The sequence below is a fragment of the Indolivaga capnocytophagoides DSM 22835 genome, from assembly GCF_000426485.1.
In the GTDB taxonomy this organism is placed as follows: Bacteria; Bacteroidota; Bacteroidia; order Bacteroidales; family Dysgonomonadaceae; genus Dysgonomonas_A; species Dysgonomonas_A capnocytophagoides.
Genome location: NZ_KE384530.1, coordinates 87129 through 111756 on the forward strand (window position 1 = coordinate 87129; position 24628 = coordinate 111756).

Annotated in this window: 16 protein-coding genes; 13 read left to right on the top strand and 3 right to left on the bottom strand. The window is 39.3% G+C overall.

From position 1 onward, the window contains the following. Positions 1–30 precede the first annotated feature (30 nt). From K322_RS0117545 to K322_RS0117560, 4 genes are all read left to right on the top strand, one after another. Entirely contained in the window at positions 31–855 is an 825-nt protein-coding gene (locus tag K322_RS0117545; protein ID WP_026628049.1) for a hypothetical protein, read from the top strand. Positions 856–1199: 344 nt separating this feature from the next. Next, a complete protein-coding gene (locus K322_RS19975) occupies positions 1200–1874 on the top strand; it encodes a GDSL-type esterase/lipase family protein (RefSeq protein ID WP_051290949.1) in 675 nt (224 codons plus the stop codon). 1 nt (position 1875) lies between these two features. After that, entirely contained in the window at positions 1876–3354 is a 1479-nt protein-coding gene (locus tag K322_RS0117555; RefSeq protein WP_026628050.1) for a rhamnogalacturonidase, read from the top strand. A gap of 126 nt (positions 3355–3480) precedes the next feature. Beyond that, positions 3481–4242 carry a glycerophosphodiester phosphodiesterase family protein gene (locus K322_RS0117560; protein ID WP_026628051.1) on the top strand — a complete coding sequence of 254 codons (762 nt, stop codon included), beginning with the start codon at positions 3481–3483 and terminating at the stop codon, positions 4240–4242. A gap of 171 nt (positions 4243–4413) precedes the next feature. Here the strand turns inward: K322_RS0117560 and K322_RS0117565 are convergent, their stop codons facing one another. Next, a complete protein-coding gene (locus K322_RS0117565) occupies positions 4414–7236 on the bottom strand; it encodes a triple tyrosine motif-containing protein (protein ID WP_026628052.1) in 2823 nt (940 codons plus the stop codon). 346 nt (positions 7237–7582) lie between these two features. On the opposite strand from K322_RS0117565, the gene K322_RS0117570 reads away from it, so the two are divergent. From K322_RS0117570 to rhaD, 9 genes are all read left to right on the top strand, one after another. Beyond that, a complete protein-coding gene (locus K322_RS0117570; protein WP_026628053.1) occupies positions 7583–10744 on the top strand; it encodes a SusC/RagA family TonB-linked outer membrane protein in 3162 nt (1053 codons plus the stop codon). Between the two features lie 18 nt (positions 10745–10762). After that, a complete protein-coding gene (locus tag K322_RS0117575) occupies positions 10763–12277 on the top strand; it encodes a RagB/SusD family nutrient uptake outer membrane protein (protein WP_026628054.1) in 1515 nt (504 codons plus the stop codon). Positions 12278–12318: 41 nt separating this feature from the next. Further along, positions 12319–13695, top strand: a complete 1377-nt coding sequence (locus K322_RS0117580) for a hypothetical protein (RefSeq protein ID WP_026628055.1) — start codon at positions 12319–12321, stop codon at positions 13693–13695. Between the two features lie 60 nt (positions 13696–13755). Beyond that, a complete protein-coding gene (locus K322_RS0117585) occupies positions 13756–14856 on the top strand; it encodes a family 16 glycosylhydrolase (RefSeq protein WP_026628056.1) in 1101 nt (366 codons plus the stop codon). A gap of 68 nt (positions 14857–14924) precedes the next feature. Next, positions 14925–17150, top strand: coding sequence for a beta-glucosidase BglX (bglX, locus tag K322_RS0117590; protein ID WP_026628057.1), 2226 nt, complete (start codon positions 14925–14927; stop codon positions 17148–17150). A gap of 303 nt (positions 17151–17453) precedes the next feature. Further along, on the top strand, positions 17454–18932 hold the full coding sequence (locus tag K322_RS0117595) for a rhamnulokinase (RefSeq protein ID WP_026628058.1): 1479 nt from the start codon (positions 17454–17456) through the stop codon (positions 18930–18932). An 89-nt stretch (positions 18933–19021) separates the two neighbouring features. Further along, the gene (locus K322_RS0117600; RefSeq protein WP_026628059.1) at positions 19022–20281 is read left to right on the top strand and encodes an L-rhamnose isomerase; all 1260 of its coding nucleotides are present in this window, start codon (positions 19022–19024) and stop codon (positions 20279–20281) included. Positions 20282–20475: 194 nt separating this feature from the next. After that, positions 20476–21507, top strand: coding sequence for an L-rhamnose/proton symporter RhaT (gene rhaT / locus K322_RS0117605; protein WP_026628060.1), 1032 nt, complete (start codon positions 20476–20478; stop codon positions 21505–21507). Positions 21508–21586: 79 nt separating this feature from the next. After that, positions 21587–22396, top strand: a complete 810-nt coding sequence (gene rhaD / locus K322_RS0117610) for a rhamnulose-1-phosphate aldolase (RefSeq protein ID WP_026628061.1) — start codon at positions 21587–21589, stop codon at positions 22394–22396. A 164-nt stretch (positions 22397–22560) separates the two neighbouring features. Here rhaD and K322_RS0117615 read toward each other — a convergent pair whose 3' ends face one another. Together K322_RS0117615 and K322_RS0117620 are read right to left on the bottom strand one after the other, a co-directional pair. Further along, a complete protein-coding gene (locus K322_RS0117615) occupies positions 22561–23787 on the bottom strand; it encodes a hypothetical protein (RefSeq protein ID WP_157279517.1) in 1227 nt (408 codons plus the stop codon). Positions 23788–23803: 16 nt separating this feature from the next. After that, on the bottom strand, positions 23804–24628 hold an 825-nt coding region (locus tag K322_RS0117620), incomplete at its 5' end, for a hypothetical protein (protein WP_026628063.1).

A 24628-nucleotide genomic window follows, 5' to 3' on the forward strand; every position in this document is an offset into this window, starting at 1 on the left:
TACTAATTCCTATAAAAACTAGAATATATTATGAGAACGAGTATCGGTTTTTTCATTATATGGTGTATGAGTATTTGTTCTGTAACAGGACAGACCGATACCTCGTTCTTTAAAGTATATTGTTTCCCAGCCGATAAAGTACCTGTTATTGACGGCGATACCCGTGATTGGGATATTGTGCCTCAATCGTATGTTTTGGGTATCGATCAAATGACGGAGGATGAGGGAAAGCATAATAAGCCGGATAAAGAAAATCTGGATATAAGCGTAAAAGTCGGTTGGGTCGAAGGGCAGAACCGATTGTACTTTCTTTACGAAGCCTATGATAATTACTGGTCTTTTTCCAGAGATGATCTGATGGTAGATATATTTGAGGTAGTAGTAGACGGCGACCGTTCGGGAGGACCCTTTATCGATAAGTTTTATCCGTTCAAAGATATTTCTAAAGAAGATGCATGGAATTTATTTCACGGACGTCAAGCCCAAAATTACCATATCTATACGCCTCCTAAACGAGGCGACTGGTGTATGTACTGGGGACCCCAGCAATGGCTGAAAGAAAAACCTTTTTCGAATTATAGTTACAAGTATAATTTTAAGGAAGGGGAAAGCGGTAAACTGACTCTCGAATTTTATATTACACCTTTTGACTATGCTTCTCCTGAAGGAGCAGAGTTTTCTGTTGAATCGAAATTGTATGCCGATAAACTGATCGGTTTATGCTGGGCTGTTATTGATTATGATAATAATGAAGGAAAGCCCAAAGACGGATTTTGGAATTTATCAAGACATCATACTATGTATGGTAATGCATCCGAACTGAGAACTTTTAGGCTGATGCCGATAAGTAAATAGTTTTTTATCTAGGCTCACAGACCCTTTTGTTCCTTTTTTATCTATAGAGAAAATGTTCTTTGGGTCGCAGACCCTATTGTTAAAAAAGGTTCTTTGAGTAGCTGGAGAAATTTGAGAAAAGGAAAATGATGCCACCTCAGAAAGTATATTTTTGATGTCACCTTTTTGAGAAATGGAAAATTTATAATGAAGGATGAAGAATAGTTTTCAATTGATAATTGTACATTTACCTTGTTACCTTTGTAACCTTTTTGGAAAATGAAGAATTGATAATGACTAGCTTTCAATTGATTATTGTTAACTGATCACTGTTGATTGATTATGTTACCTTAAAAATGCAAAAAATGAAAAGAAGAATAAATGCGTTATTGCTCTCCTTGTTGGTTGTGTTGTCGATTACAGCTCAATCTTCCCGTATCAAAATCGCTTGTGTAGGCAATAGTATAACCGAAGGTGCTGTCGCAAGTGACAGAGTACACAAAGGATATGTGGGACAGCTTGCAGTGCTGATGGGTGAAAACTATGATGTGCGCAACTTCGGTGTAAGTGGAGCGACTGCCTGCCGCAATACCTATAAGCCATACGATAAATGTGAAAAATTTGAAGAAGCAAAATCCTTTCTGCCCGATATTGTAACAATAGCATTAGGTACGAATGACTCACAGCCAAGAGTCTGGTATGAGGGAGATTTTGCAGCTAATTTCGAAGCCGATCTTACTTATCTGTGTGAAACGTTCGAGTCTCTTCCATCCAAACCCAAGATATATTTATGTTTACCGATCCCTATTATGCCAAATACAAACTGGTCGCATCAGCCTAAAGTATTATCAGATGAAATAATTCCTTTGATAAAGAAGGTTGCTGCAGCTAAAGGATATCCGGTGATTGATTTATACTCAGCTTTATCGGGACATGAAGAATGTTATCCGGATACCGATAAACTACATCCCAATGATCAGGGGCATAGATTTATAGCTGAGACTGTTTATTCAGTACTGATGAAAAATACAGAAAAATAAAATGAAATATATATTACTTGTCATTACATTATTTATAACGGTGGTGCAGGTTCCGGCTGCCGTTTACGATGTTAAGAATTACGGAGCAAAAGGAGATGGGGTACAAATTGATTCGGATGCTATAAATAAGGCTATCGAAGCGGCCTCTGCCAATGGTGGAGGAACTGTTTTTTTGCCTGCCGGTACATATCTGAGTTATTCTATACGGATGAAAGATAACATAACTCTTTATCTCGATGCCGGCAGTGTACTGTTGGCTGCATATCCCGAGAAGGATAGAGGATATGATGCCGCTGAAGAAAATGAACATAATAAATATCAGGATTTCGGGCACAGCCATTGGATGAACAGCCTGATATGGGGTATCGGTTTGAGCGATATATCTATTGAGGGAAGAGGACGTATAGATGGTAGAGGTCTGACCCGTGAAGAAAGCCGTCTGGCAGGTGTTGGAAACAAAGCCATCAGCTTGAAGTTATGCAAGAATGTTACTATAAAAGATGTGCAGATGGTCAATTGCGGACATTTTGCTTTACTGGCAACAGGTGTCGATAATATGACTATCACAAATGTTTGGGTGGATACAAACCGTGATGGTTTTGATATTGATTGCTGCCGTAATGTGCGTATTTCGGATTGTTCGGTTAATTCTCCCTGGGATGATGCCATTGTATTGAAGAGTAGTTTTGCCCTTGGCTTTTTTCGTGATACTGAAAATATAACGATCACGAACTGTTATGTAAGTGGTTACGACAAAGGATCGGTACTAGCAGGAACTTTTGAGCGTAAAGAGCCTCAGGCTCCTGATCATGGTTATGTGACAGGACGTATAAAAATGGGAACAGAATCGAGTGGAGGTTTTAAGAATATCAGTATCTCGAACTGTGTTTTTGAAAACTGCAGGGGATTGGCATTAGAATCCGTTGACGGAGGTTCTTTAGAAGATATTGTGATCAGTAATATAACCATGAGGGATATTGTAAATTCACCGATTTTCCTTCGTTTGGGAGCACGATTGAGAAGTCCTAAAGGGACTCCTGTAGGTAAGATGGCACGAATAACACTGAGTAATATTAATGTGTATAACGCCGATTCTCGATATGCCTCAATTATAAGCGGCATTCCGGATAATTATATTGAAGATGTCGTTCTCGATAATATTCGCATCGTATATAAAGGAGGAGGAACGGAAGCAGATGCAAAGCTGACTCCACCCGAAAATGAAGCAGTGTACCCCGAACCTTGGATGTTCGGAACTATTCCTGCATCGGGATTCTTCATCCGTCATGCCCGTAATATAGAAATGAATAATGTGCAGGTGAGCTTTCTTTCGCCCGATTTCCGCCCGTCTCTATGGTTGAGCGATGTAGACGGCTGCCGTCTGTTCAATTACAGAGCAAAGGTACAGAATGGAGTAGAACCATATATTAACAGTAATGTAACGGGCTTCGAAATGAATATGAGCAGCATCTCGGAATAATTGCTTAATATTGCAGAGTGAAAAAGGTCTGAGACCTTTTTGTTTGTCCATCAAGGTATAAAAGCAATATAGGCTGTTATTACTTTGAAATACGACATTAAATACCTACTATTACTTAATAATGATATGAAGAAAATAGTTTTTTTATCTGCAATGTGTGCGATGTTATTAGTTACAGTAAATGTGAGTGCCCAAACAAAAGTGATAGCTCATAGAGGATATTGGGATACCGAAGGTTCGGCTCAAAACTCTATCGCCGCTCTTAACAAAGCCCATGAAATAAAAGCTTATGGCTCGGAATTTGATGTGATCATCACTTCGGATGGAGTTACCGTTGTTAATCACGATGATGTAATTGAAGGGATGCGTATCGAAGAAACTCCGTACGAGAAGATAAAAGACCTCAAACTAAAGAATGGTGAGGTATTGCCTACTTTGGAAGAATATCTGATTGCCGGAAAAGCAAATAACGGGACTCAATTGATCCTGGAGATCAAACCACATAAAACCAAAGAAAACGAAGACAGAGCAGTTGCTGCTACTTTGGCTTTGGTGAAAAAGTATCATTTAGAGAGTCAGGTTGAGTATATCTCTTTTAGCCTGAATATCTGCAAAGAGTTACTGAAAGGTTCTCCCAAATCTCAAATAGCATATCTGAGAGGTGAACTTTCTCCGAAAGAGATAAAAGAGATTGGCTTAACAGGACTTGACTACCATTACAGTGTATACGAAAAGAACCCTACTTGGATTAAAGAAGCGCATACTTTAGGTTTAACCGTAAATGCCTGGACTGTGAATGGCACCGATGTAATGAAACGTCTTATCGATCAGCAGGTAGATTTTATAACAACAGATAAACCTGTAGAGGTACAATTGCTGCTGAAATAGAGTTGTTTATCGGACTCTTAGTCTTGTTTACCTATCTGTGTAGAATAAATTATTCTAGGTGTGTATGCGTGGTGGATTATTTGAGTGACAGCATGTATATAATGATATAATTTTAGTTGATAACAGATTTTGATAGTTTTTCTTACCAAAGTAATAAGTAGGTCTGAGACCTTATTTTAGGCTGTTCATAAAGTCATTGAGATTAATGTCTTTATCTATTTCAAGCTTTTTCCGGAGCCTGTATCTGCTGACTTCAACACCTCTGATGGTGATGTTTAGTAACGATGCAATTTCTTTGGATGATAAGTTCATCTTTAAATAGGCACAAAGTACTTTTTCGTTTCTGGTCAGATTAGAATATCTTTTTTCCAGTGCATTGAAGAAATCCGAATGTAATACATTGAAGTTCGACTGGAATACATCGAAATCTTTGTCATGCTCAATGTTATGATTGATCTGTGAAATCAGACTCATCACTTTTTGCTTTATCGTAATGGAAGGCTTATTATCATCTATTGCTTTTGATATAGTGAATACACCTTTCTTTACATTCTCGAGCATTTCATTTTTTCGAGCTAGATTCAGTATATATCCCGATAGCTCTTGTGTTTTGTATTCGAGATTGCTTTTCAGATTTTCGTTTTGCAGTTCATATATCTCTTTGTCTTTTAGTTGCTTTTCCTCTTGATGTCTTTGCTTTTGGGCTATAAGTTCCTTGCCTTTTTGATCAATAATCCGTTTCTGTCTCCATATGGTACGTCGGTAAAAGATGAATATACAAGTCAGTATGAGAGTGAGGTATGCTATATATGCCCACACAGAACGATACCATGGAGGAAGCACCCTGAAACTTAGGTAAGTGATTTTATCCGAGTCGGTTTCACCCTTTTTCATTGCTTTTACTTCGAATGTGTACATTCCCTCGGGAAGTTTAGTGTATTCTTTGTTGTTTTTCTCGGAAGGGGTGCTCCATTTTTCATCGATATTATGCAGGCGTACCGAATATACAATTTCATCTCTGTCTGCATATTCCGTAGTAGAAAAGTAGATGTTTATGGAGTTGAGTGAATAGGGAATCTTTAAAAACTGTTTGGACTTCTCATAGAAAAGTGTACTGTCATTGTCTGTGGCTATTATCTTTCGGATGGATGCCGTAAGAGGTGTCGTTTTAGTTTGCTTATCTGAAAGGTTTATCATAACAAAACCTCGGTCTACTCCCAGTATTGCCGAAACTGAATCTTTGAGCATTACATTCTGATAACCATTGATCAATTCGTTACTTAATCCTAAAGCCTGTTTCTTTTTCGAATAACCGTTGTTATAACGTAAGAACTTAAGATTGTTATCTGTGACAAACCAGATGTTTTTGTATGGATCTATCGATAGGTAATCGTACTTCTGAGGCCCTTCGAGCAGATTCTCGAGTTCCGAAAAGGGAATGAATTTATCGGACATTTTCACATACTTCAATATCTCGTTCCTCGTGCAAATGAATAGAGTATTGTCTATTTTATTAAAGAAAGGGTTTTCCGGATTTAGTGGCGATTGTAGTATGTATTCTTTCTTTGCAATTACCTGAGTTAAATCGTCATTCAATGTAAGGCGGAGTACTATATTATCGTTGCCCATCACCCAGATTGTTTTTTGGTCTTCTTCGTAAAAGTCCCGGCATGAATTATAAAAGTCGGGAATGTTGTGTGAATATTGCCACTTCCCCTGTTTCTTGACGAGAACTTTTAGCCCTGAATAGGAGCTTGCTATCATCTTGTCTTTTAATGGTTTTACTTGCCATATGCCTGTTAAAGGTATGTTGTATATCGATTGATTTTCAATGATGGATATTTTGGTATCTCCTGCACAAAACAAGGTTTCGTTGTACACGGACAAAGACCATATCTGTCCTTCGGTGTCTTTGACTAGGGTATAAGCCCCTGATTTATCGACTTTATATAGCCCTTGATTTGTACCCAGATACAGATCTCCTTTATAGTATGCTGAACAATATCCTGTACCGATAGGTGAGCTGACAGAAAACATAGGACGGATAGACGATTCTATATTAATATAAGCTATGCCCCGGTCGAGCCCGATCCAAAGATTTCCATCGAGGTCAAAGAGAGAGCTTAATATTGTGTTGTTATATAATCCATTATTCAAATTAAATTCCTCTTGGTATTGAGGATTCAATAAGTCGGTTACCAACACCCCGTTTTGTACTGAGCCCAGCGATAATAAAGAACCTTCTAATGAGGCACAGAACAATTGATTGTTCTCTATGAAATTTTGAGATGCAGGCAGGGTCATTTTTGTCCGTTTATTAGAGCCTAGCAGATATATCCCTTTTCTGGCAGTTACAGTCAGTAATTTGTTGTCGAAAGAAAGAATACTTACTATTTTCTCGCCTTTGATATTCTCTGTATCCAGCAATGGCGTAAGCTTGTCTTGATAATTTATAAAGAAGACACCATCGGGGCTGCCTATGTATATATAATTATTGATGAGTGAGGCACAGTCTACTTTTACACCTGTTGATATTACCTTCATTTTATCTTTTCCGTCATATATAACTACTTGCCCTTCATCGAGAAAATATACTTTATCACCTCTGACGAAGATATTCCAGACTTCTCCTCTCCATTCCGGAGCCAGATTTGTAAGGCTGTGATATATAAGTTTTCCCGAATTGTCAGGTTCAAAGTATCCTATTTCGGAGCTTCCCCCTACATATATGCGGTCTTTATCTATCTGTAAGGCTCTAACTAATTTATTCCTTATAGGGTATAATGACCAGAATATGCCATCGAATTCGAGCAGTCCTGATGTATTGGCAAAATATATCTTTCGGTTATTTGGACTTTGCTTGACTGACCAGTTTTGCGAACCTGCCATATATGTATTGCGTTCATAGTTGATGATATTTCTCTGCCATACAGAATCAGAAGATATTAGAGGACCTGTTATAATGAAGAATAGAATATATAGAATAAATTTCATGGCTAATAAAGGTTAAAATAACACTAATAGATGTGTAAATGTCTTCAAATATAATAAATCTTTTCTGATGTAGGTATTTTTAATATATAATATTGATATATAGGTATTTATTTTTAATGTGTAGTAGTCTTGAAGTATTCTATATTGCTATACGTGAGTTTTTGTAGTATTGTTATTTTTTTACAAAAACTAACATATTTATAGGTTTGCCAATGTAAACCAAAAAAATGATCAAATATATAAGTAACAGGAGTATCTAAAAGAGATAATTCTTTGTTATGAATATGTTTGATTAGTAAATAAATAGGTCTGAGACCTAAATCGTTAACCAACTAAATGAGAAAACATGAAAAAAGAGTCGTTTACAGTTAATCGGCTATTATCAGGACTAATATTATTCCTGTTATTTCTACCGATAGCTGCTTTTGCTCAAAGCAGTTCTATAAAAGGCACTGTTACAGATGCCAAATCGGGAGAAGCTCTGGTCGGAGTTTCTGTTGTACAAAAAAACACCAATAATGGAACAGTAACAGATCTGGACGGACACTTCCAATTAAATGTACCTTCAAACACAACTTTAGTTATATCTTATCTTGGATATAAAACAAAGGAAATAAACGCATCCCAGAGTCCGATGTCGATTTTGTTAGAAGAATCGGGAGAGCTTCTGGATGAAGTGATCGTTGTTGGATATGGCGTTCAGAAAAAGAGTGTGGTAACAGCTTCTATAGCTAAGGTTTCGGCCGAAGACTTGGGCTCTACAGCACCTGTGCGGGTCGATAATGCTCTAAAAGGACTTGCTGCCGGTGTAACGGTTACATCTGCTTCGGGACAGCCGGGTGCCGCTGCCAAAATTCGTATTCGAGGAATCGGTACGATAAATAATTCAGACCCGCTTTATATTGTAGATGGTATGCCTATAGAGGGTGGTTTGGATTATCTTAACCCGAGTGATATTGCTTCCATAGAAGTGTTGAAAGATGCCGCTTCCGGAGCTGTATACGGTGCACGTGCTGCTAACGGGGTAGTTTTGGTTACGACCAAAACAGGTAAGGAAGGAAGAACAAGAGTTACCTATGACTTTTCTTACGGATGGCAGCGTCCATGGAAAGAACGTGATGTATTGAATGCAACCGAATATGCAATCATGATGAACGAAGGAGCAGTTAATGCAGGTATGGCTCCTAAATACAATGATCCGTATTCTTATGGAAAGGGTACCAATTGGCAAAAAGAAACATTTAATTATGATGCGCCTGTAGTGAATCATCAAGTAAGTATAAGTGGAGCCAGTGATAAAATCAATTATTTGGTTTCTATGGGTTACTATACACAAGAAGGTATTGTGGGAGGAAATTTCGATCGTTCTAACTACGAACGTTTAACCCTGCGCAGCAATACCAGTTATACATTATTCGATGAATCGAAAAGCCGTAATTGGTTGAAAAGCCTCAAGGTTTCCTCAAACCTTTCTTATGCACGTATAAAGAGTAAAGGAATCGAAACAAACTCTTCTTACGGGTCACCTTTGGGTAGTGCTTTAGCATTATCTCCTATATTGGGTGTATACGTAGAGGGGCAAGCAGCACAAGATCAATTAGATCAGTATGCCGGAACAAGTGGTTACACCCCAATGTATGATCCTAAAAATGGTAAACTTTACATGCTGGCTGGGTCTGACTATAATGAAATGGTAAATCCTCTGGCAAGTCTGTCGTTACCTGGTAATCAGAATTGGAGTCATAAATTTGTAGTCAATTTTGCTGCGGAATTAGGAATCTGGGATAATTTGAAATTCAGAACTTCATATGGCGCTGATTTGGGTTTTTGGGGATATGACGGTTACACTAAACTGTATTACCTAACAGCTAATAATAAGGCTGATAAGACCAGTGCTTATTCTAATAAACAAGATGGAACTACATGGCAGCTCGAAAATATATTGATGTATGACAAGACAATTGATAAGCATACTTTTTCGCTGCTTCTAGGTCAATCTGCTAAGAAATCTTCGGGAAGTTATCTTGGAGGAAACAGATTTGGAATAATCAACTTGGATCGTCCTTATATCGATGCAAGTAATGGTTTGCAGGAAGATGGACATATGGGTGTTTACGGTGGTCCTAGTGATGATGCCACGTTAGCATCATTGTTTGCCCGTGCCAGCTATAACTATGATGAGAGATATATGTTACAGGCTACGGTTCGCCGTGACGGGTCTTCCAGATTCGGTTATAATAATCATTATGCCACTTTTCCTTCATTTTCTTTGGGGTGGAATCTGACAAATGAGAAGTTTATGGAGGAACGTCCTGAGTGGTTGACAGCAACAAAAGCTCGTTTGTCTTGGGGTAAGAACGGAAACGAGAATATCGGTAACTTCAGATACACTGTATTGACAGAGCCCGGAAACAATTATATATTCGGATCAGGTGAAAATTTGGTAAATGGGGTAAAAGCAGGAGGATTGGCTAATCCTGACCTAAGATGGGAAGAGTCAGAGCAGTTAGACTTTGGTTTGGATTTTGGCTTCTTTGATAATGCACTGACTTTTACAGTGGATTACTATAAGAAAAAAACCAACGGAATGTTGATGGAGATGAATATACCATCATACGTAGGTGAGTCTAAGCCTATTGGAAATGTGGGTAAGATGGAAAATAGCGGACTTGAATTTGAAGGAGCTTACAGATTCAGCACTAACGGATGGAATTTCCGATTTGGAGGTAATTTGACCTATTTGAAAAATAAGTTGATCGAATACGGTAACGATTCAGGTTGGGCTAATCTAGACGGTTTTCAAGGTATAAATACTATTACCCGGGCTCAGAATGGAAAACCTTTCCCTTATTTCTATGGATTTAAAACAGATGGTATTTTCCAAAATACAGCAGAAGTGAATGCTTATACAGGCAAAGATGGAGAATTGATTCAGCCTAATGCTGCACCCGGTGATGTTCGTTTTGTAGATATTAACGGCGATGGAGTGATTGATGATAAAGACCGCACAGATATTGGTAAAGGTATGCCCGATTGGACATATGGATTTAACTTCAATGTGAATTGGAAAAATTTTGATATGAGTATGATGTGGCAAGGTACTATCGGAAACGATGTATTTGATGCTACACGCCGTACCGATATTACGTCGAGCAATATGCCATCTTGGATGCTCAATCGTTGGACAGGTGAAGGTACTTCAAATAAATATCCTCGTTATGTACAAGGAGATAATGCAAACTGGCAAGCCTCAGATCTTTACATATATGATGGTAGCTACCTTCGTTTGAAAAACATACAGCTGGGTTATACTCTTCCGAGTAACTTGACACGTAAATATTTTGTGTCTTCTCTACGTCTGTTTGTAGCAGCAGAGAATCTACTGACAATAACAAAGTATCATGGATTTGATCCGGAAATCTCATCTGGAGGTACATCTTTGGGTGTTGACCGAGGTGTATATCCACAGGCAAGAGTATTTACTGTAGGAGTGAATTTGGCGTTTTAATCTTAATATTTAATCATCATGAACAAATATAAATATATAATTACCGGTCTAGTATCATCAGCATTGCTGACAACCGGCTGTTCCGAGTCATTTTTAGAAGTAGAGTCTAAGACAAAAGAAACAATTGAAACTTACTTTACTACAGATGAGCATATACAAGAAGCTGTAGTTGCTGCTTACGATCCATTGCATTGGTCTGATTGGGCAATGGGACAGTATAATCCGGCGCTTATAATGAGTGATATTATGGCTGACGATTTATGGGTTGGCGGTGCTGATAAGAATGATAACCAGTATTGGCATTTGATGATGAATTACGAAGCACTTCCTTCTAACTGTATGACCGGACTTTGGAGTGTATCCTATTCGGGTGTGAAGCGAAGCAATGATATCCTTACTTATATTGGTTGGGCAGGAGAGAATTTGACCGAAAAAAATGCAACCTATTATGAGGCTCAAGCTCGCGTACTTCGCGTATTTTATTACAACTGGCTTTGGAAATTCTGGGGTAATATCCCTTATTATGAAATAAATCTTACAAAACCTTATATCGCAGAGCAGTTTAAAGCTGATGATGTGTATAATAAGATGATTACGGATCTGGAAGGCGCAATTGCATTGGATGCTTTTCCGATGAAGGAAAGCAGTAACAACTTAGGACGTGTAACAAAGGCTATGGCATATATGCTTTATGCAGAAATAGTAATGTATCAAAATGACGAAAGCCGCTATCCGAAAGCTTTGGAGTATATGAAAGAGATTATCGATAGTGGAAAATATTCGCTGGCTACTGATTATACTGGTATTTTTAAAGAATCAGGAGAATGGAGTGATGAATCTATATTCGAGATTAATTATAAGTCACAGAATGCTGCTCGCTCATGGAATTCTCCTCTTGCAGCCGGAGGAACAGTTCTTCCTCGTTTGATAAGTCCTCTGGGATGGGCTGATGGTACTGATGGGCATGAGAATGGATGGGGGCTTGCTCCTGTAAGAGCAGAAACATACAGTCGCTATGCTAATAACGATGCTCGCCGCGATGCAACTTGTTGGAATGCCGCAGCTGCAGGTAGTTATAAGCCACGTTATCAGGATACTGGTTTCTTCTTGGAAAAATATGCTGCGAAGTCTGGAGGAACTACAGGGCAAATTGCCGATGCTGACCTTAATTATAATAACAACCTTCGTATTTATCGCTTCTCTGAAACATTGCTTAATGCAGCCGAACTTATTGTTCGAGGAGCAGGAAGCGGCGATGCAAAAGAATATCTGAATCGAGTACATAAACGTGCAGGGTTGACTGTTGAAGTTGCCGCAACCATTGATAATATTATCGAAGAACGTCACCTTGAGTTTGTCGGAGAAGGTAAGCGTTACTGGGATCTTATTCGTACAGGAAAGGCTGCAAGTGTACTTGTTCCTGATAGTTATGGTTATAGAACTAATGCCTGGACTGCAAATAAAAAATACCTGCCTATTCCTCAAAGTGAAATAGATGCAGCACAAGGAACCTTAACTCAGAACAATTATTAAGGTCTCAGACCTATTTGCGATTACTTAAAATTAAAAGGATTATGAAAAATATATATAATTATATCAAAGTCACTTTCATGCTGGTGACCATAGCTCTAAGTCAGGCAGGCTGTTCTCCAGAAGACTTTAAGTCACCCAATGAAGCAGGTATTCCTTTAGCTTCGGAATATGCCGATGCGGTTAAAATAGAGGTGGATCAGGAAACAAATACAGTTACTTTCGCTTTCGAAAGAACCGATGTTATTCCTTTTTGGACTATTCATACAGCATCTAAAGAAATTTATTCATCAAAGACTAGTTTTACTCAAACTTTTCCGAAAGCAGGAGATTATCTTGTCGAAGTAAAAATTCTGAATGCGAATGGACAAAGTGATGGTTCTGTAACAAAAACAATCACTATCGACAGGAGCTTAATTAATGGCTTCGGTGGATTTGTATACGATTCAGAATTCAACATCTGGAAAAGTGCTACAATAAGTACACCTACATTCTGGTATGCTCCGGGATGGAATCAGATTGCCGATCCGAAATATACATTCAACGAACCATCTTATTCTATCACTTTGCCTCAGGCAACTACCGATCAATGGCAGGGACAAATGATTTTGACTACCGATTTCGGAAGTAGTGCAGCATTGGAATATGATTTCTCTGTGATTCTGACCTCATCCAAAAAACATCCGGGAGTTACAGTTAAATTGGTTGATAGCACTGATGATAATATTTACTACTTTGCCGAAAGAGTCGAATTAGAAGCCAATCAACCTCAGTGTTTCTGGAATAAAAAAGGTCCGATGAAAGGGTTAGATATTAGTAAGTTAAAATTAGTATTAGACTTTGGGGGAAATGCAGAAGGGACAGATATTACGGTAGAGAATATCGTATTCAAAGATCACGCAAATGATGATGGAACGGTTGTTCCTGAACCTGAAGAACCGGATCATACTTGGGTTGATGTGAATAGTACTGATAACTTATGGCATGGCATTAGTTTTACTAATACATTTCATTATGCTCCGGGATGGAATCAGCTTCCTAATCCGGTATTAGTAATCAATGGTACAGAATATTCAACAAGTTTTCCTAGTGCTACTTTTTTGCAATGGCAGAATCAGGTAACATTTGTTACAGACAATTTAGCTCTAAGTGCTAGTGAGTACTATGATTTTCGAGTAACACTGAATGCTTCACAAGATATAAGAGCTGTGACTATAAAATTGGCGCAGAATGACGATGACGATACATTTCTTTTCATGAAAAACTTCGATCTTTCGGCAGGAACTAATGTTGCAGCACAAGTTGTAAATGTCCAGGGAAAGGATATTTCTAGAGCAAAGTTAGTATTTGACTTTGGAGGTAACCCCGACAATACGGATATACTTATAAAAGATATTATACTGCAAAAGCATATAGATTAACCCTAACCCAAACGGGTGCGGATTTTGCCAAAGATCCGCACCTGTCTTATTTATAAAATTATGAAGAGAATCTTAGATAAATTACCCTTATTCATTCTACTGTTTTCATTTCTCAATTGCAGTAGCAGTAACGATAATTCAGATCCTGCAGAAACTGTAGTCTGCTCACCTACTGAGGTTAGCGTGGATTATAAGACAACAACACAGACTATAGATGTTGTAGCTTCGGGAGAATGGACTGCTTACAGCAACGAGAGTTGGATCACTTGCAAACCATCGAGTTCTATAGATACTAAAGGTACAATAACGGTAACTATTGCAGCTAACTCGAGTTCTGTAGCTCGCGAAGGTTCGGTGATCGTTAAATCGGGAGCAGGTCGTACTTCTGTAGCTGTAAAACAAGCTGCAAAACCCGAAACGCCAGTCGATCCGAATATTCAGGTTCCTGATGGTTATAAAATGGTTTGGAACGATGAGTTTGATGAAGGTACTGAACCCGGATCAGAATGGTGGTATGAAACAGGCGGCGGCGGCTGGGGCAACAACGAGTTACAAAACTATGTTGCAGCATACCAAGGTACAGAACAATTGGCAACTGTAAAGGATGGAATTCTGACTATAACTGCTAAAAAAATAGGAGGAACAGTTTATTCGATCCGTATGAATACAAATCAAAGTTGGAAATACGGTTATTTCGAAGCTCGTCTGAAACTTCCTTCGGGAAAAGGTACATGGCCTGCATTCTGGATGATGCCTAAAAACTTTACGGCATGGCCTGCTGACGGCGAAATAGATATAATGGAAGAAGTGGGTTACAGACCCAATTACGTTTCTTCGGCAATCCATTGTACTTCTTACAATCATACAATAGGAACAGAGAAAACAAAAGAGACATATCTCGAAACTGCTCAATCAGATTATCATGTATATGCTTTGGAATGGACAGAAGACTATATCCGTACTTATGTTGATGGCAAAGAATTATTCTACTTCGAAAACGATAAGAAAGGAAACAAAGATACATGGCCTTTTGATGCTGCTTTTTATCTCAAGCTGAATTTGGCATGGGGTGGAAACTGGGGAGGAGCCCAAGGTGTTGATGAATCAGCATTGCCAGCCAATTATAAAATAGACTATGTAAGGGTATTCCAAAAAAAATAAAGGTCGGAAGATACATTCGGATATTGTAAGAAAACAGGTCTGAGACCTTAATTTAAACAACCTAAATTATGAAATTGAAACTTATAGGTATTGCCTGTTTGCTAAGTGTGGCAGCCGGTTATGCTCAGCAAGGTAATTACGAGAAGGAGATAAATGCTCTGCTCTCAAAAATGACTTTGGAAGAGAAGATCGGACAAATGAATCAGTTAAGTTATTTCGAGACGAGCGATCAGTTACTTACTCAGATTAAAAAGGGAGAGATAGGATCTCTGTTGAATATTATAGACCCTGTAGAGGTCAACAAAGTTCAAAAAGCAGCTTTGGAAAACAGCCGTTTGGGTATTCCTTTGATTATCGGGCGTGATGTTATCCATGGTCTGAAAACTGTATTTCCCATTCCATTGGGTCAGGCAGCGTCTTTTGACCCTCAAGTCGTAGAAGCAGGAGCGCGTGTAGCGGCAACTGAGTCTCGTGAGTTGGGTATCAACTGGACATTTGCTCCCATGTTGGATATTTCGAGAGATGCCCGTTGGGGACGTATTGCCGAAAGTTTGGGTGAAGATCCTTATCTGGCAGGTCAGCTTGGAGCAGCTATGGTGAAAGGTTTTCAGGGAAATGACTTGTCTTCACCTACATCGATAGCAGCTTGTGTGAAGCACTTTATCGGATACGGTGCTGCTGAAGGCGGTCGTGATTATAACAGTACCAACATTCCTCCTCACTTGTTGCACAATGTGTATCTGGTTCCTTTCAAAAAAGCAATAGATGCAGGTGCGGCAACATTGATGACTTCATTCAATGATAATGACGGAATACCAGCATCAGGTAACGATTATTTACTCAAAGATGTATTGCGTAAAGAATGGAAGTTCGATGGATTTGTAGTGTCTGACTGGGCTTCGATGGCGGAAATGATTCCTCACGGTTATGCGAAAGACGGAAAAGATGTTGCACGCATTTCTGCTAATGCCGGATTAGATATGGAAATGGTTAGCGGTACTTATCCGAAGTATCTGAAAGAGCTGGTACAGTCGGGACAAGTTTCTATCGCTGATATAGATAACTCTGTAAGAAATATTCTTCGAGTGAAATTCCGTCTGGGATTATTTAAAAATCCATATGTTGATACTTCTAAAGCTTCTACAATCTATTCACAATCTCATTTAGAAGAAGCTCGCAAAGCGGCTGTAGAATCTGCCATTCTGTTGAAGAATGAGGGAAGTCTGCTTCCTCTTAAAGCCAATCTGAAAGTGGCGGTTATCGGTCCTTTGGCTGACGCTCCTCATGATCAGATGGGTACATGGGTATTCGATGGAGACAAGGCACATACGGTAACTCCATTGAAAGCATTGCAGACAGAGTTTAAGAATATAAGTTATGTGTACGAACCTGCGCTCTCGTACAGCAGAGACAAGAGTACCGCAAACTTCGAGAAAGCAAAGCAGGCAGCTGCGTCTGCTGATGTTGCGATCGTTTTTCTGGGCGAAGAATCTATCCTGTCGGGAGAGGCTCATTCTTTGTCTAATATTAATCTGATAGGTGTGCAATCTGATTTACTAAGAGAGGTCAAAAGTGCAGGCAAACCGGTTGTGTTGGTAGTGATGGCAGGTCGTCCGCTTACTATTGAGCGTGACCTGCCTTATGCTGATGCGGTGTTGTTTAATTTTCATCCCGGAACAATGGGAGGGCCTGCAATTTTTGACCTTATATACGGAAAAGCCAATCCGAGTGGAAAACTTCCTGCAACATTTGTTCGTGAAGTAGGTCAGATTCCTATGTATTATAATCATAACAATACAGGACGTCCTGCTCCGGATGGTAACGTGATGACTTTGGATCAGATTCCGGTCGAAGCAGGTCAGACATCATTGGGCAATACCTCATTTTATCTCGATTCGGGCAAAAATCCGTTATTTCCATTCGGGTATGGATTGTCGTACAGTAAGTTCGAATATTCGGGCTTAGCATTATCTTCAAACTCTATTCCGATGGGTGGAATGCTTACAGCAAGAGTCTCTATCAAAAATACAAGTTCGGTAGATGGTGTTGAAGTTGCTCAGCTTTATATCCGGGATTTAGTCGGATCTATAGCCCGTCCGGTTAAAGAACTGAAAGGATTCCAACGTGTTGCATTGAAAGCAGGTGAATCAAAAACAATTGAATTTACATTGACTACCGACGATCTGGCTTTCTTTGGCAGGGATATGCAGAGAAAAGCCGAAGCTGGCGACTTCAAATTGTGGATAGGAACTAGTAGTGCTGAAGGTTTGGAAACAGAATTTTCAATAAAGTAAAAAACAAGTCTCCTTTCATCAGGAGTATGTAGTATTAGGTTAGAAAGGTAGCCGGAAGTTATATTTATATAGCTTCCGGCTTTTGTTTTACAACTGTCAATATTAAAAGGAATAGCGGTTGTTTTCTTTGTAAATGCATATAAACCAATAAGACCTTAAAAAATATAAAAAAGAATAAGTGTGTCATTTTTCAAAGTATCTAAATCAAATAAAACAATATGAGTGTAGAGTGAAACATTACTTTTGCTACATCTAAGGTCTAAGACCTCTTTGTTACTTTAAATTCCAGATCTAAACCGAGACATGAAAAATATACATCACTTTTTTGCATTTGACTTAGGCGCAACAAGCGGACGTTCTATTTTAGCTACTATCCAAAATGATAAATTAGAGCTGAAAGAACTCACTCGTTTTCCCAATAAGATAATACGTATACACGATAAATATTATTGGGATATATACGCATTGTTCGATGAGCTGAAAAACGGACTGAAAGCAGTAGCGTCTCAAGGTATAAAAATAGATGCTATAGGCATAGATACATGGGGGGTAGATTTTGTTTATCTCGGAAAAGACGGTGCTATCTTGGGGCAACCCCGTTCATACCGAGATCCGTATACAGAAGGTATGCCCGAAGAATATTTTAAGATTATATCTAAAAAAGAAGTTTATGATTCAACAGGAATTCAGATAATGAATTTCAACTCTATATTCCAACTATTTGCAGCAAAAAAAGAAAAATCGTCAGCTTTGGAAGCAGCTGTTGATGTTCTTTTCATGCCGGATGCTTTTTCGTATTTACTCACAGGCAAAAAGGTTTGCGAATATACAATTGCATCAACATCACAACTTGTAAATCCGAGGACAAAGAATTTCGAAGCTAAATTATTCGACGCTATGGGTATAAGTCCATCGTTGATGCAGCCTATTGTAATGCCTGGCGAAGTAATCGGCTATGTAACAGATAGTGTGATGAAAGAATGTGGAATAGATAAAGTTCCTGTGATTGCGGTTGCAGGTCATGATACGGGTTCGGCTGTAGCTGCTGTTCCTGCAGAAAACGAAAATTTTGCTTATCTGAGTTCGGGTACATGGTCGTTAATGGGGATTGAGGTGAAAGATCCTATTATAACAAATGAATCTTTTGAACTGAATTTTACCAACGAAGGAGGAGTAAACGGTACAACTCGTTTCTTGAAAAATATCACAGGAATGTGGCTTCTCGAGCAATGTCGTAAAGAATGGGAACTTGTCGGACAAAAATATACATATCCTGAGATTGTAGCTTTGTCCAACTCTGTTGAGGGATTCCGTTCGATGATTGACCCGGATGATGCTTCGTTTGCCAATCCCGAAAGTATGACTGAGGCTATTGCAGTATATTGTTGTAAAACAGGGCAACAGTCGCCTGCAAGTCATGCCGAATTTATCCGTTGTATATTCGATAGTCTGGCTCTTAAGTATCGATTTGTATTGGGTTGTCTGCAAAAGGTAGCCCCATTCAAAATAGAAAAACTACATGTGATTGGCGGTGGCTCTCAAAATAAATTGCTCAATCAGGCAACAGCCAATTCTATCGGTATACCAGTTGTTGCGGGTCCATCCGAAGCAACTGCTATCGGTAATGTTATGATACAGGCAAAAGGAGCAGGATTGATAGATTCTTTACAAGATATTCGTAAAGTAATTAGTAATTCAGTGACTCCCGAAGTGTTTGAACCTCAGGATACAGAGTTGTGGAATGAGGCCTATAACCGATTCTTCTTATTATTGAAGAAATAATAGTAAGTAACAAGATTAAATTTTTTACAAACAAAATAATAAATAGGTCTGAGACCTTCTTGTGACCTTAACCTCTAAATAATAAAATCATGAGTAAATCTGAATTAGTTCAAAAGTCATTTGAAATAGCAAAAGAACGTTACGCTGCAGTAGGTGTAGATGTAGAACAAGCATTGAAAAATCTTCAGAAGTTATCAATTTCGCTGCATTGCTGGCAAACTGATGATGTGGTAGGTTTCGAAACATTAGGAAACCAAGGTGGAAGCGGTATTCAGGCGACAGGAAACTATCCCGGACGTGCAAGAAATATCGGAGAAGTACAGGCTGATATAGAAGAAGTGTTGACTCATATCGGAGGTACTCACCGTTTCAACCTGCATGCTATTTATGGTGATTTTGGAGGTAAACCTGTAGACCGTGATCAAATAGAGCCTTCTCACTTTACCGGATGGATGCAATGGGCTAAGGAAAAGAATTTGAAGATTGATTTCAATTCAAGTTCTTTCGGTCATCCAAAAAGCGGTGATTTGACTTTGGCTAATCCTGATAAAGCTATCCGTGATTTTTGGATCGAGCATACAAAACGCAGCCGTGCTATTTCGGAAGCAATCGGTAAATTCCAGAACGATCCATGTATCATGAACTTATGGATTCATGACGGGATGAAAGATTTGACAGTGAACCGTTTGAAATACCGTCAGATTTTGGAACAATCTCTGGATGACATTTTTGCAACAGAATATAAAAATATGAAAGACTGTATCGAGTCTAAGCTATTCGGTATTGCTCTTGAAAGTTATACCGTTGGTTCTCATGACTTCTATTTGGGTTATGGCGCTAAGAAACAAAAAATAGTAACTCTTGATACCGGTCACTTCCACTTAACTGAAAGTGTTGCTGACAAGATTTCTTCTCTGCTTCTTTTCACTCCCGAAATTATGCTTCATGTGAGCCGTCCTGTACGTTGGGATTCTGACCACGTAGTAACTCTTAACGAAGATACTATCGAATTGGCTAGAGAAATTGTACGTGCTGATGCTCTTGACAGAGTGCACGTAGGTCTTGACTTCTTTGATGCTTCTATCAACCGTATCGGTGCTTATGTAATCGGGGTACGTGCAACACAAAAAGCATTCTTGCAAGGATTTCTTGAACCGCTTGCACAACTTCGTGAGTATGAAGCAAACGGTCAGTACTTTGAAAGATTGGCATTGTTGGAAGAAGCGAAGAGCCTTCCTTGGAATGCTGTTTGGGATTATTTCTGCTTGTCAAGCAATGTCGAAGTAGGCGAAGACTTTATTCCTGCTGTTCAGAAGTATGAAAAAAATGTAACATCTAAGAGATCATAAATTATGTGCAAATCGGCTTGCAGCGGGTATAACTTACCATGGTTAATTTAATTCAACAAATAACCCCGTTGCAAGCTATTTTCTATATATAAGTAACAGAAAGTATTTAATGATGTGCTTTAAAGCGATAACCGGCTATTGGTGTTATGCTTGCAAAGTCAATAAAAAGGTCTGAGACCTTAAAAAATCTATCTATGAATACAATTATAGGACTGATAATAATAGCTCTGGGCAGCTTTGGTCAATCAAGTTCCTACGTGCCAATCAAAAAAATCAAAAGTTGGTCGTGGGAATCTTTTTGGTTAGTACAAGGTGTGTTTGCATGGCTGGTTTTTCCCTTGTTAGGAGCTTTGCTTGCCATTCCCGAAGGGCAAAGCCTTTTTGATCTTTGGGGTTCGGGCGGAGCGTTCAATGCAATGTTTTTTGGTGTCTTGTGGGGAGTCGGAGGACTTACTTTTGGATTAAGCATGCGGTTTCTGGGAGTAGCTCTCGGACAAAGTATCTCATTGGGTACATGTGCCGCCTTTGGTACATTATTTCCGGCCTTATTTGCCGGAACAGATTTGTTTCAGGGCGAAGGGTTAATGCTGTTGATAGGTGTGGCGATCACCATAGCTGGTATAGCTATTATCGGGTATGCTGGCAGCCTTCGGTCCAAGAATATGACTGAAGAAGAAAAAAGAGCAGCTGTAAAAGATTTCGCTTTGACAAAAGGTCTTCTGGTGGCTTTACTTGCCGGTGTGATGAGTGCTTGTTTTGCTTTAGGGCTTGCAGCCGGAGCTCCGATTAAGGAAGCTGCTCTGGCCGGAGGTGTTAAACCTCTTTATGCAGGTCTGCCTGTTATTTTCTTGGTAACTTTAGGCGGATTCTTTACTAATGCCATCTATTGCCTTCAGCAGAACGTAAAGAACAATACGATAAAAGAATATACATCTGTTGATTCGGGAACGTTGGTGAACAATATTCTGTTCTGTGCGTTAGCAGGAGGATTATGGTACTCTCAGTTCTTTGGCTTGGAGATGGGTAAGAGTTTCCTAACAGAGAGCCCTGTATTGCTTGCTTTCTCATGGAGTATACTGATGTCTCTCAATGTATTGTTCAGTAATGTCTGGGGTATCGTTCTAAAAGAGTGGAAAGGAGTAGGTAGTAAGACAATCGGCATACTTGTATTAGGATTGGTTGTGCTTATTTCATCCATTATTGTGGTGGCAATGTCGCAGCAATAAAGGTCATAGACCCCTTTGTATAAATCTTCGAAAAATAATAAAAGGTCATAGACCTTAAAATAATAGTTATAAATATATTATGAAATCAATATTAGATAATCGCCCCGAATTGGCAAAACAAGTAGCAGATGTTGCAGAAGTGGCCGGTTACTTGTGGCAAAAAGGCTGGGCTGAACGTAACGGTGGTAATATTACTATTAATATTACAGATTTAGTGGATGACGAGATCAGAAATATGAAACCGATCAGTGATCCGGTTTCTATAGGTACAGTATTACCTCATCTCAAAGGATGTTATTTTTTCTGTAAAGGAACAAACAGACGTATGCGTGATCTTGCTCGCTGGCCAATGGAAAACGGATCGGTAATCCGTATTCTTGACGATTGCAGCAGTTATGAAATCATAGCAGATAACCCTGTTAAACCTACTTCGGAACTTCCTTCTCATTTGTCGATGCATAATTATCAGATAGGAATAGGTTCGGGCTACAAAGCAGCTCTGCATACCCATCCTATTGATTTGATTGCCATGACTCACAATCCGGAGTTTATGAAAAAAGATAAGCTTACTTATTTACTGTGGAGTATGATTCCCGAGACACGTGCTTTTTGTCCTAAAGGATTAGGTATTATTCCTTATAAAATGCCGAGTTCGGTAGAATTAGCAGAAGCTACAGTCGAAGAGCTTAAAGATTATGACGTGGTTATGTGGGAGAAACACGGCGTTTGTTCAGTAAGTGAAAATATTATGGAAGCTTTTGATATGGTTGATACTTTATCGAAGTCAGCCCAGATTTATCTGACTGCTAAATCGATGGGATTTGAACCCGAAGGTACTTCAATGAAAGATATGGAAGCATTAAAAGAAGCTTTCAATCTTCCGAAATAATACACAAGGACTTGTTTGTACTTGATTATAAGATTAGTTATTTTAATTAGATTAGATGGGTAAAGAGTCTCGGTGAAAACTGAGACTCTTTTCTTAAATATGTGCACATATCTAAATAGGATATGAAGTTGTAGTGAATGATTTTACTTTGTGGGGACGAAAGTTCAATAACTTTTCGTGCGCAGCGTGGGGTTTACGGGCATTACTCCTCTGGGTGTGGAGAACCAACTGGCTGAAAAAGTAGGAAGTCCCGTTGTGCAGTTCCCTAAAAGAAAGTTATTGGGTGTTTGATATATTTTGATGTTATTATAATCATTAGCATTGTCTATTATATACATATATTTTGTGCCAGTTTTACTCCAATATATCCGTTTGTCGGGTCCTAATTGGATAGCTCCACTATTACCGAATGTCGATGTAAAGCTATACTTCTTTTTGGTTACAGTTGATATATTATTAGAAGCAAATAATTCATCAGCTTTAAAAGCATATAAACCGTTTTCGTCAGTAAAATATACAACAGACTGGTCAGAGGAAAACTCTACACCATAAGGTCGAGCCAAATCAGTACCATTAAAATCAGCGATACTTTTTATATTGCTGAAGGCTCCCGTTGCAGAATTAAAATCGCCATACCAAAAACGATTATCAGGATAAGTAGCTAGGATAAAGCGTCTCCCGTTCGGGCTTATCTTCAAGTAGCCGGAACTCCCGAACTGATCTCTGTATGCGAGGTTAAAGGATGTTGAAACAGGTGTAGTTGATACCCCGTTCTTTGTTACTAACCAAGCATTAAAATACGAAGGGCTTATCTCATATCCACCTTGACCAACTGCTATCACCCAATAATCTTGTCCGTTTTGATGATGTACTACTGCAATATTCTCTCCGGTAAGTCCTTTTGCTCCTTGAAAAAGAATATTTTTTTTGCCCGATTCTATCCAACCTCCATATTGATCTTCATATGCTACTGTATAGGATAGATTATTAGCCCTCATTGCACCTACTGCAATCACAAAGCATTTTTCCGGCGATCCGGGATAAGGGCAAAAGACCCCGGATTGTGCAGAAGATATATGACCTAATAAATCAGTAGCAATTGCTACTCCTTTATAGAATAATCGCATGCCATCCGTATAAAAAGTGAGAACACCATCGCTGTTAGATAGTGTAGCGCATCCCTCTAAATTATTTAGGCTGCTGGTAATATTATTAGGCAGCCCACTTAGTGTAGCATTGGGAGTTCCCGCCAATCCCGTACATGCAAGACTGCGTGTTGTATTCCATGTTAGTCCACAATTAGCCCCGAATGTCCAGTTAGATGTTTCCTTCTGGGCATAAGTGGATAAGTATGCAAAACAAATCAATATTATAAATATATTTTTTCTCATATTCATTATTTCTGTTTTATTTAACCCTAACAATGATATTTACATATGCATCTATCGGGGGATTTATTGTTGTAGGAGTATATGTCATTACGCCGTTGGCATTTATACTAACCGATGTTATATGTCCGCTGGATCCTACCACCAAGTAATCGTAAGCCGCAGCTGTTGTAGGCAGTGTCGGTTTGGCTGCACTGGGGCTGCCGGCGATAAGAGTTCCTGCAGCCAGCAGCTGCTTTACCCCCAGGTTGAACAGGTCTGCAGTTTTGGCAGAAGTGGATCCCATATCGAGATTGATTGACGGCAGATAAAACCAACTCCCCGACAGCATATTTGCATTCTTCCAGGTGGCATTTCCCGAAGCGTCGCTGGAGAGCACATTTCCATTAGCAGCACCATGGCCAGTATATTGGAGGTCTCCGTTGAGAGTGGTTTTTCCGGTAACAACCAGCGTACCGCCAACCGTTTCGTTACCTGTTACGGTAGAACTTGCTACCCTCGAATTTCCGGTGATATTGCTTGTACCGGTAACCTGGAACTTGTACGATCCGGCCGAATTAGAACCGATAGACACGCTCCCTGTTTGGTAGATATTCTGGGCATTGGTCGTTGCTTGTGTTGTGCCACCCTGTACCTGCCAGGGCTCGGTCGGTACAGTCGGTATACTTATGGCTGTCCAAGTTGCTTTACCGGCTGCATCCGACATAAGGTATCTTCCTGCTGCTGCCCCGTTTCCAGCCAGAGTAAACGTACCGGACGAGGGTATGATAGTAGGCACATTCAAAGTCAGCGTATTGGTTGTTGTACCTGTTATGGTTGTCGCTTTGTTCAACGCCCCGCCCAG

Excerpts from the sequence above, each read along its gene's own strand:
- K322_RS0117545 (WP_026628049.1), top strand. The coding sequence starts at position 31 with ATGAGAACGAGTATCGGTTTTTTCATTATATGGTGTATGAGTATTTGT.
- K322_RS19975 (WP_051290949.1), top strand. The coding sequence starts at position 1,200 with ATGAAAAGAAGAATAAATGCGTTATTGCTCTCCTTGTTGGTTGTGTTG.
- K322_RS0117555 (WP_026628050.1), top strand. The coding sequence starts at position 1,876 with ATGAAATATATATTACTTGTCATTACATTATTTATAACGGTGGTGCAG.
- K322_RS0117560 (WP_026628051.1), top strand. The coding sequence starts at position 3,481 with ATGAAGAAAATAGTTTTTTTATCTGCAATGTGTGCGATGTTATTAGTT.
- K322_RS0117565 (WP_026628052.1), bottom strand. The coding sequence starts at position 7,236 with ATGAAATTTATTCTATATATTCTATTCTTCATTATAACAGGTCCTCTA.
- K322_RS0117570 (WP_026628053.1), top strand. The coding sequence starts at position 7,583 with ATGAAAAAAGAGTCGTTTACAGTTAATCGGCTATTATCAGGACTAATA.
- K322_RS0117575 (WP_026628054.1), top strand. The coding sequence starts at position 10,763 with ATGAACAAATATAAATATATAATTACCGGTCTAGTATCATCAGCATTG.
- K322_RS0117580 (WP_026628055.1), top strand. The coding sequence starts at position 12,319 with ATGAAAAATATATATAATTATATCAAAGTCACTTTCATGCTGGTGACC.
- K322_RS0117585 (WP_026628056.1), top strand. The coding sequence starts at position 13,756 with ATGAAGAGAATCTTAGATAAATTACCCTTATTCATTCTACTGTTTTCA.
- bglX (WP_026628057.1), top strand. The coding sequence starts at position 14,925 with ATGAAATTGAAACTTATAGGTATTGCCTGTTTGCTAAGTGTGGCAGCC.
- K322_RS0117595 (WP_026628058.1), top strand. The coding sequence starts at position 17,454 with ATGAAAAATATACATCACTTTTTTGCATTTGACTTAGGCGCAACAAGC.
- K322_RS0117600 (WP_026628059.1), top strand. The coding sequence starts at position 19,022 with ATGAGTAAATCTGAATTAGTTCAAAAGTCATTTGAAATAGCAAAAGAA.
- rhaT (WP_026628060.1), top strand. The coding sequence starts at position 20,476 with ATGAATACAATTATAGGACTGATAATAATAGCTCTGGGCAGCTTTGGT.
- rhaD (WP_026628061.1), top strand. The coding sequence starts at position 21,587 with ATGAAATCAATATTAGATAATCGCCCCGAATTGGCAAAACAAGTAGCA.
- K322_RS0117615 (WP_157279517.1), bottom strand. The coding sequence starts at position 23,787 with ATGAGAAAAAATATATTTATAATATTGATTTGTTTTGCATACTTATCC.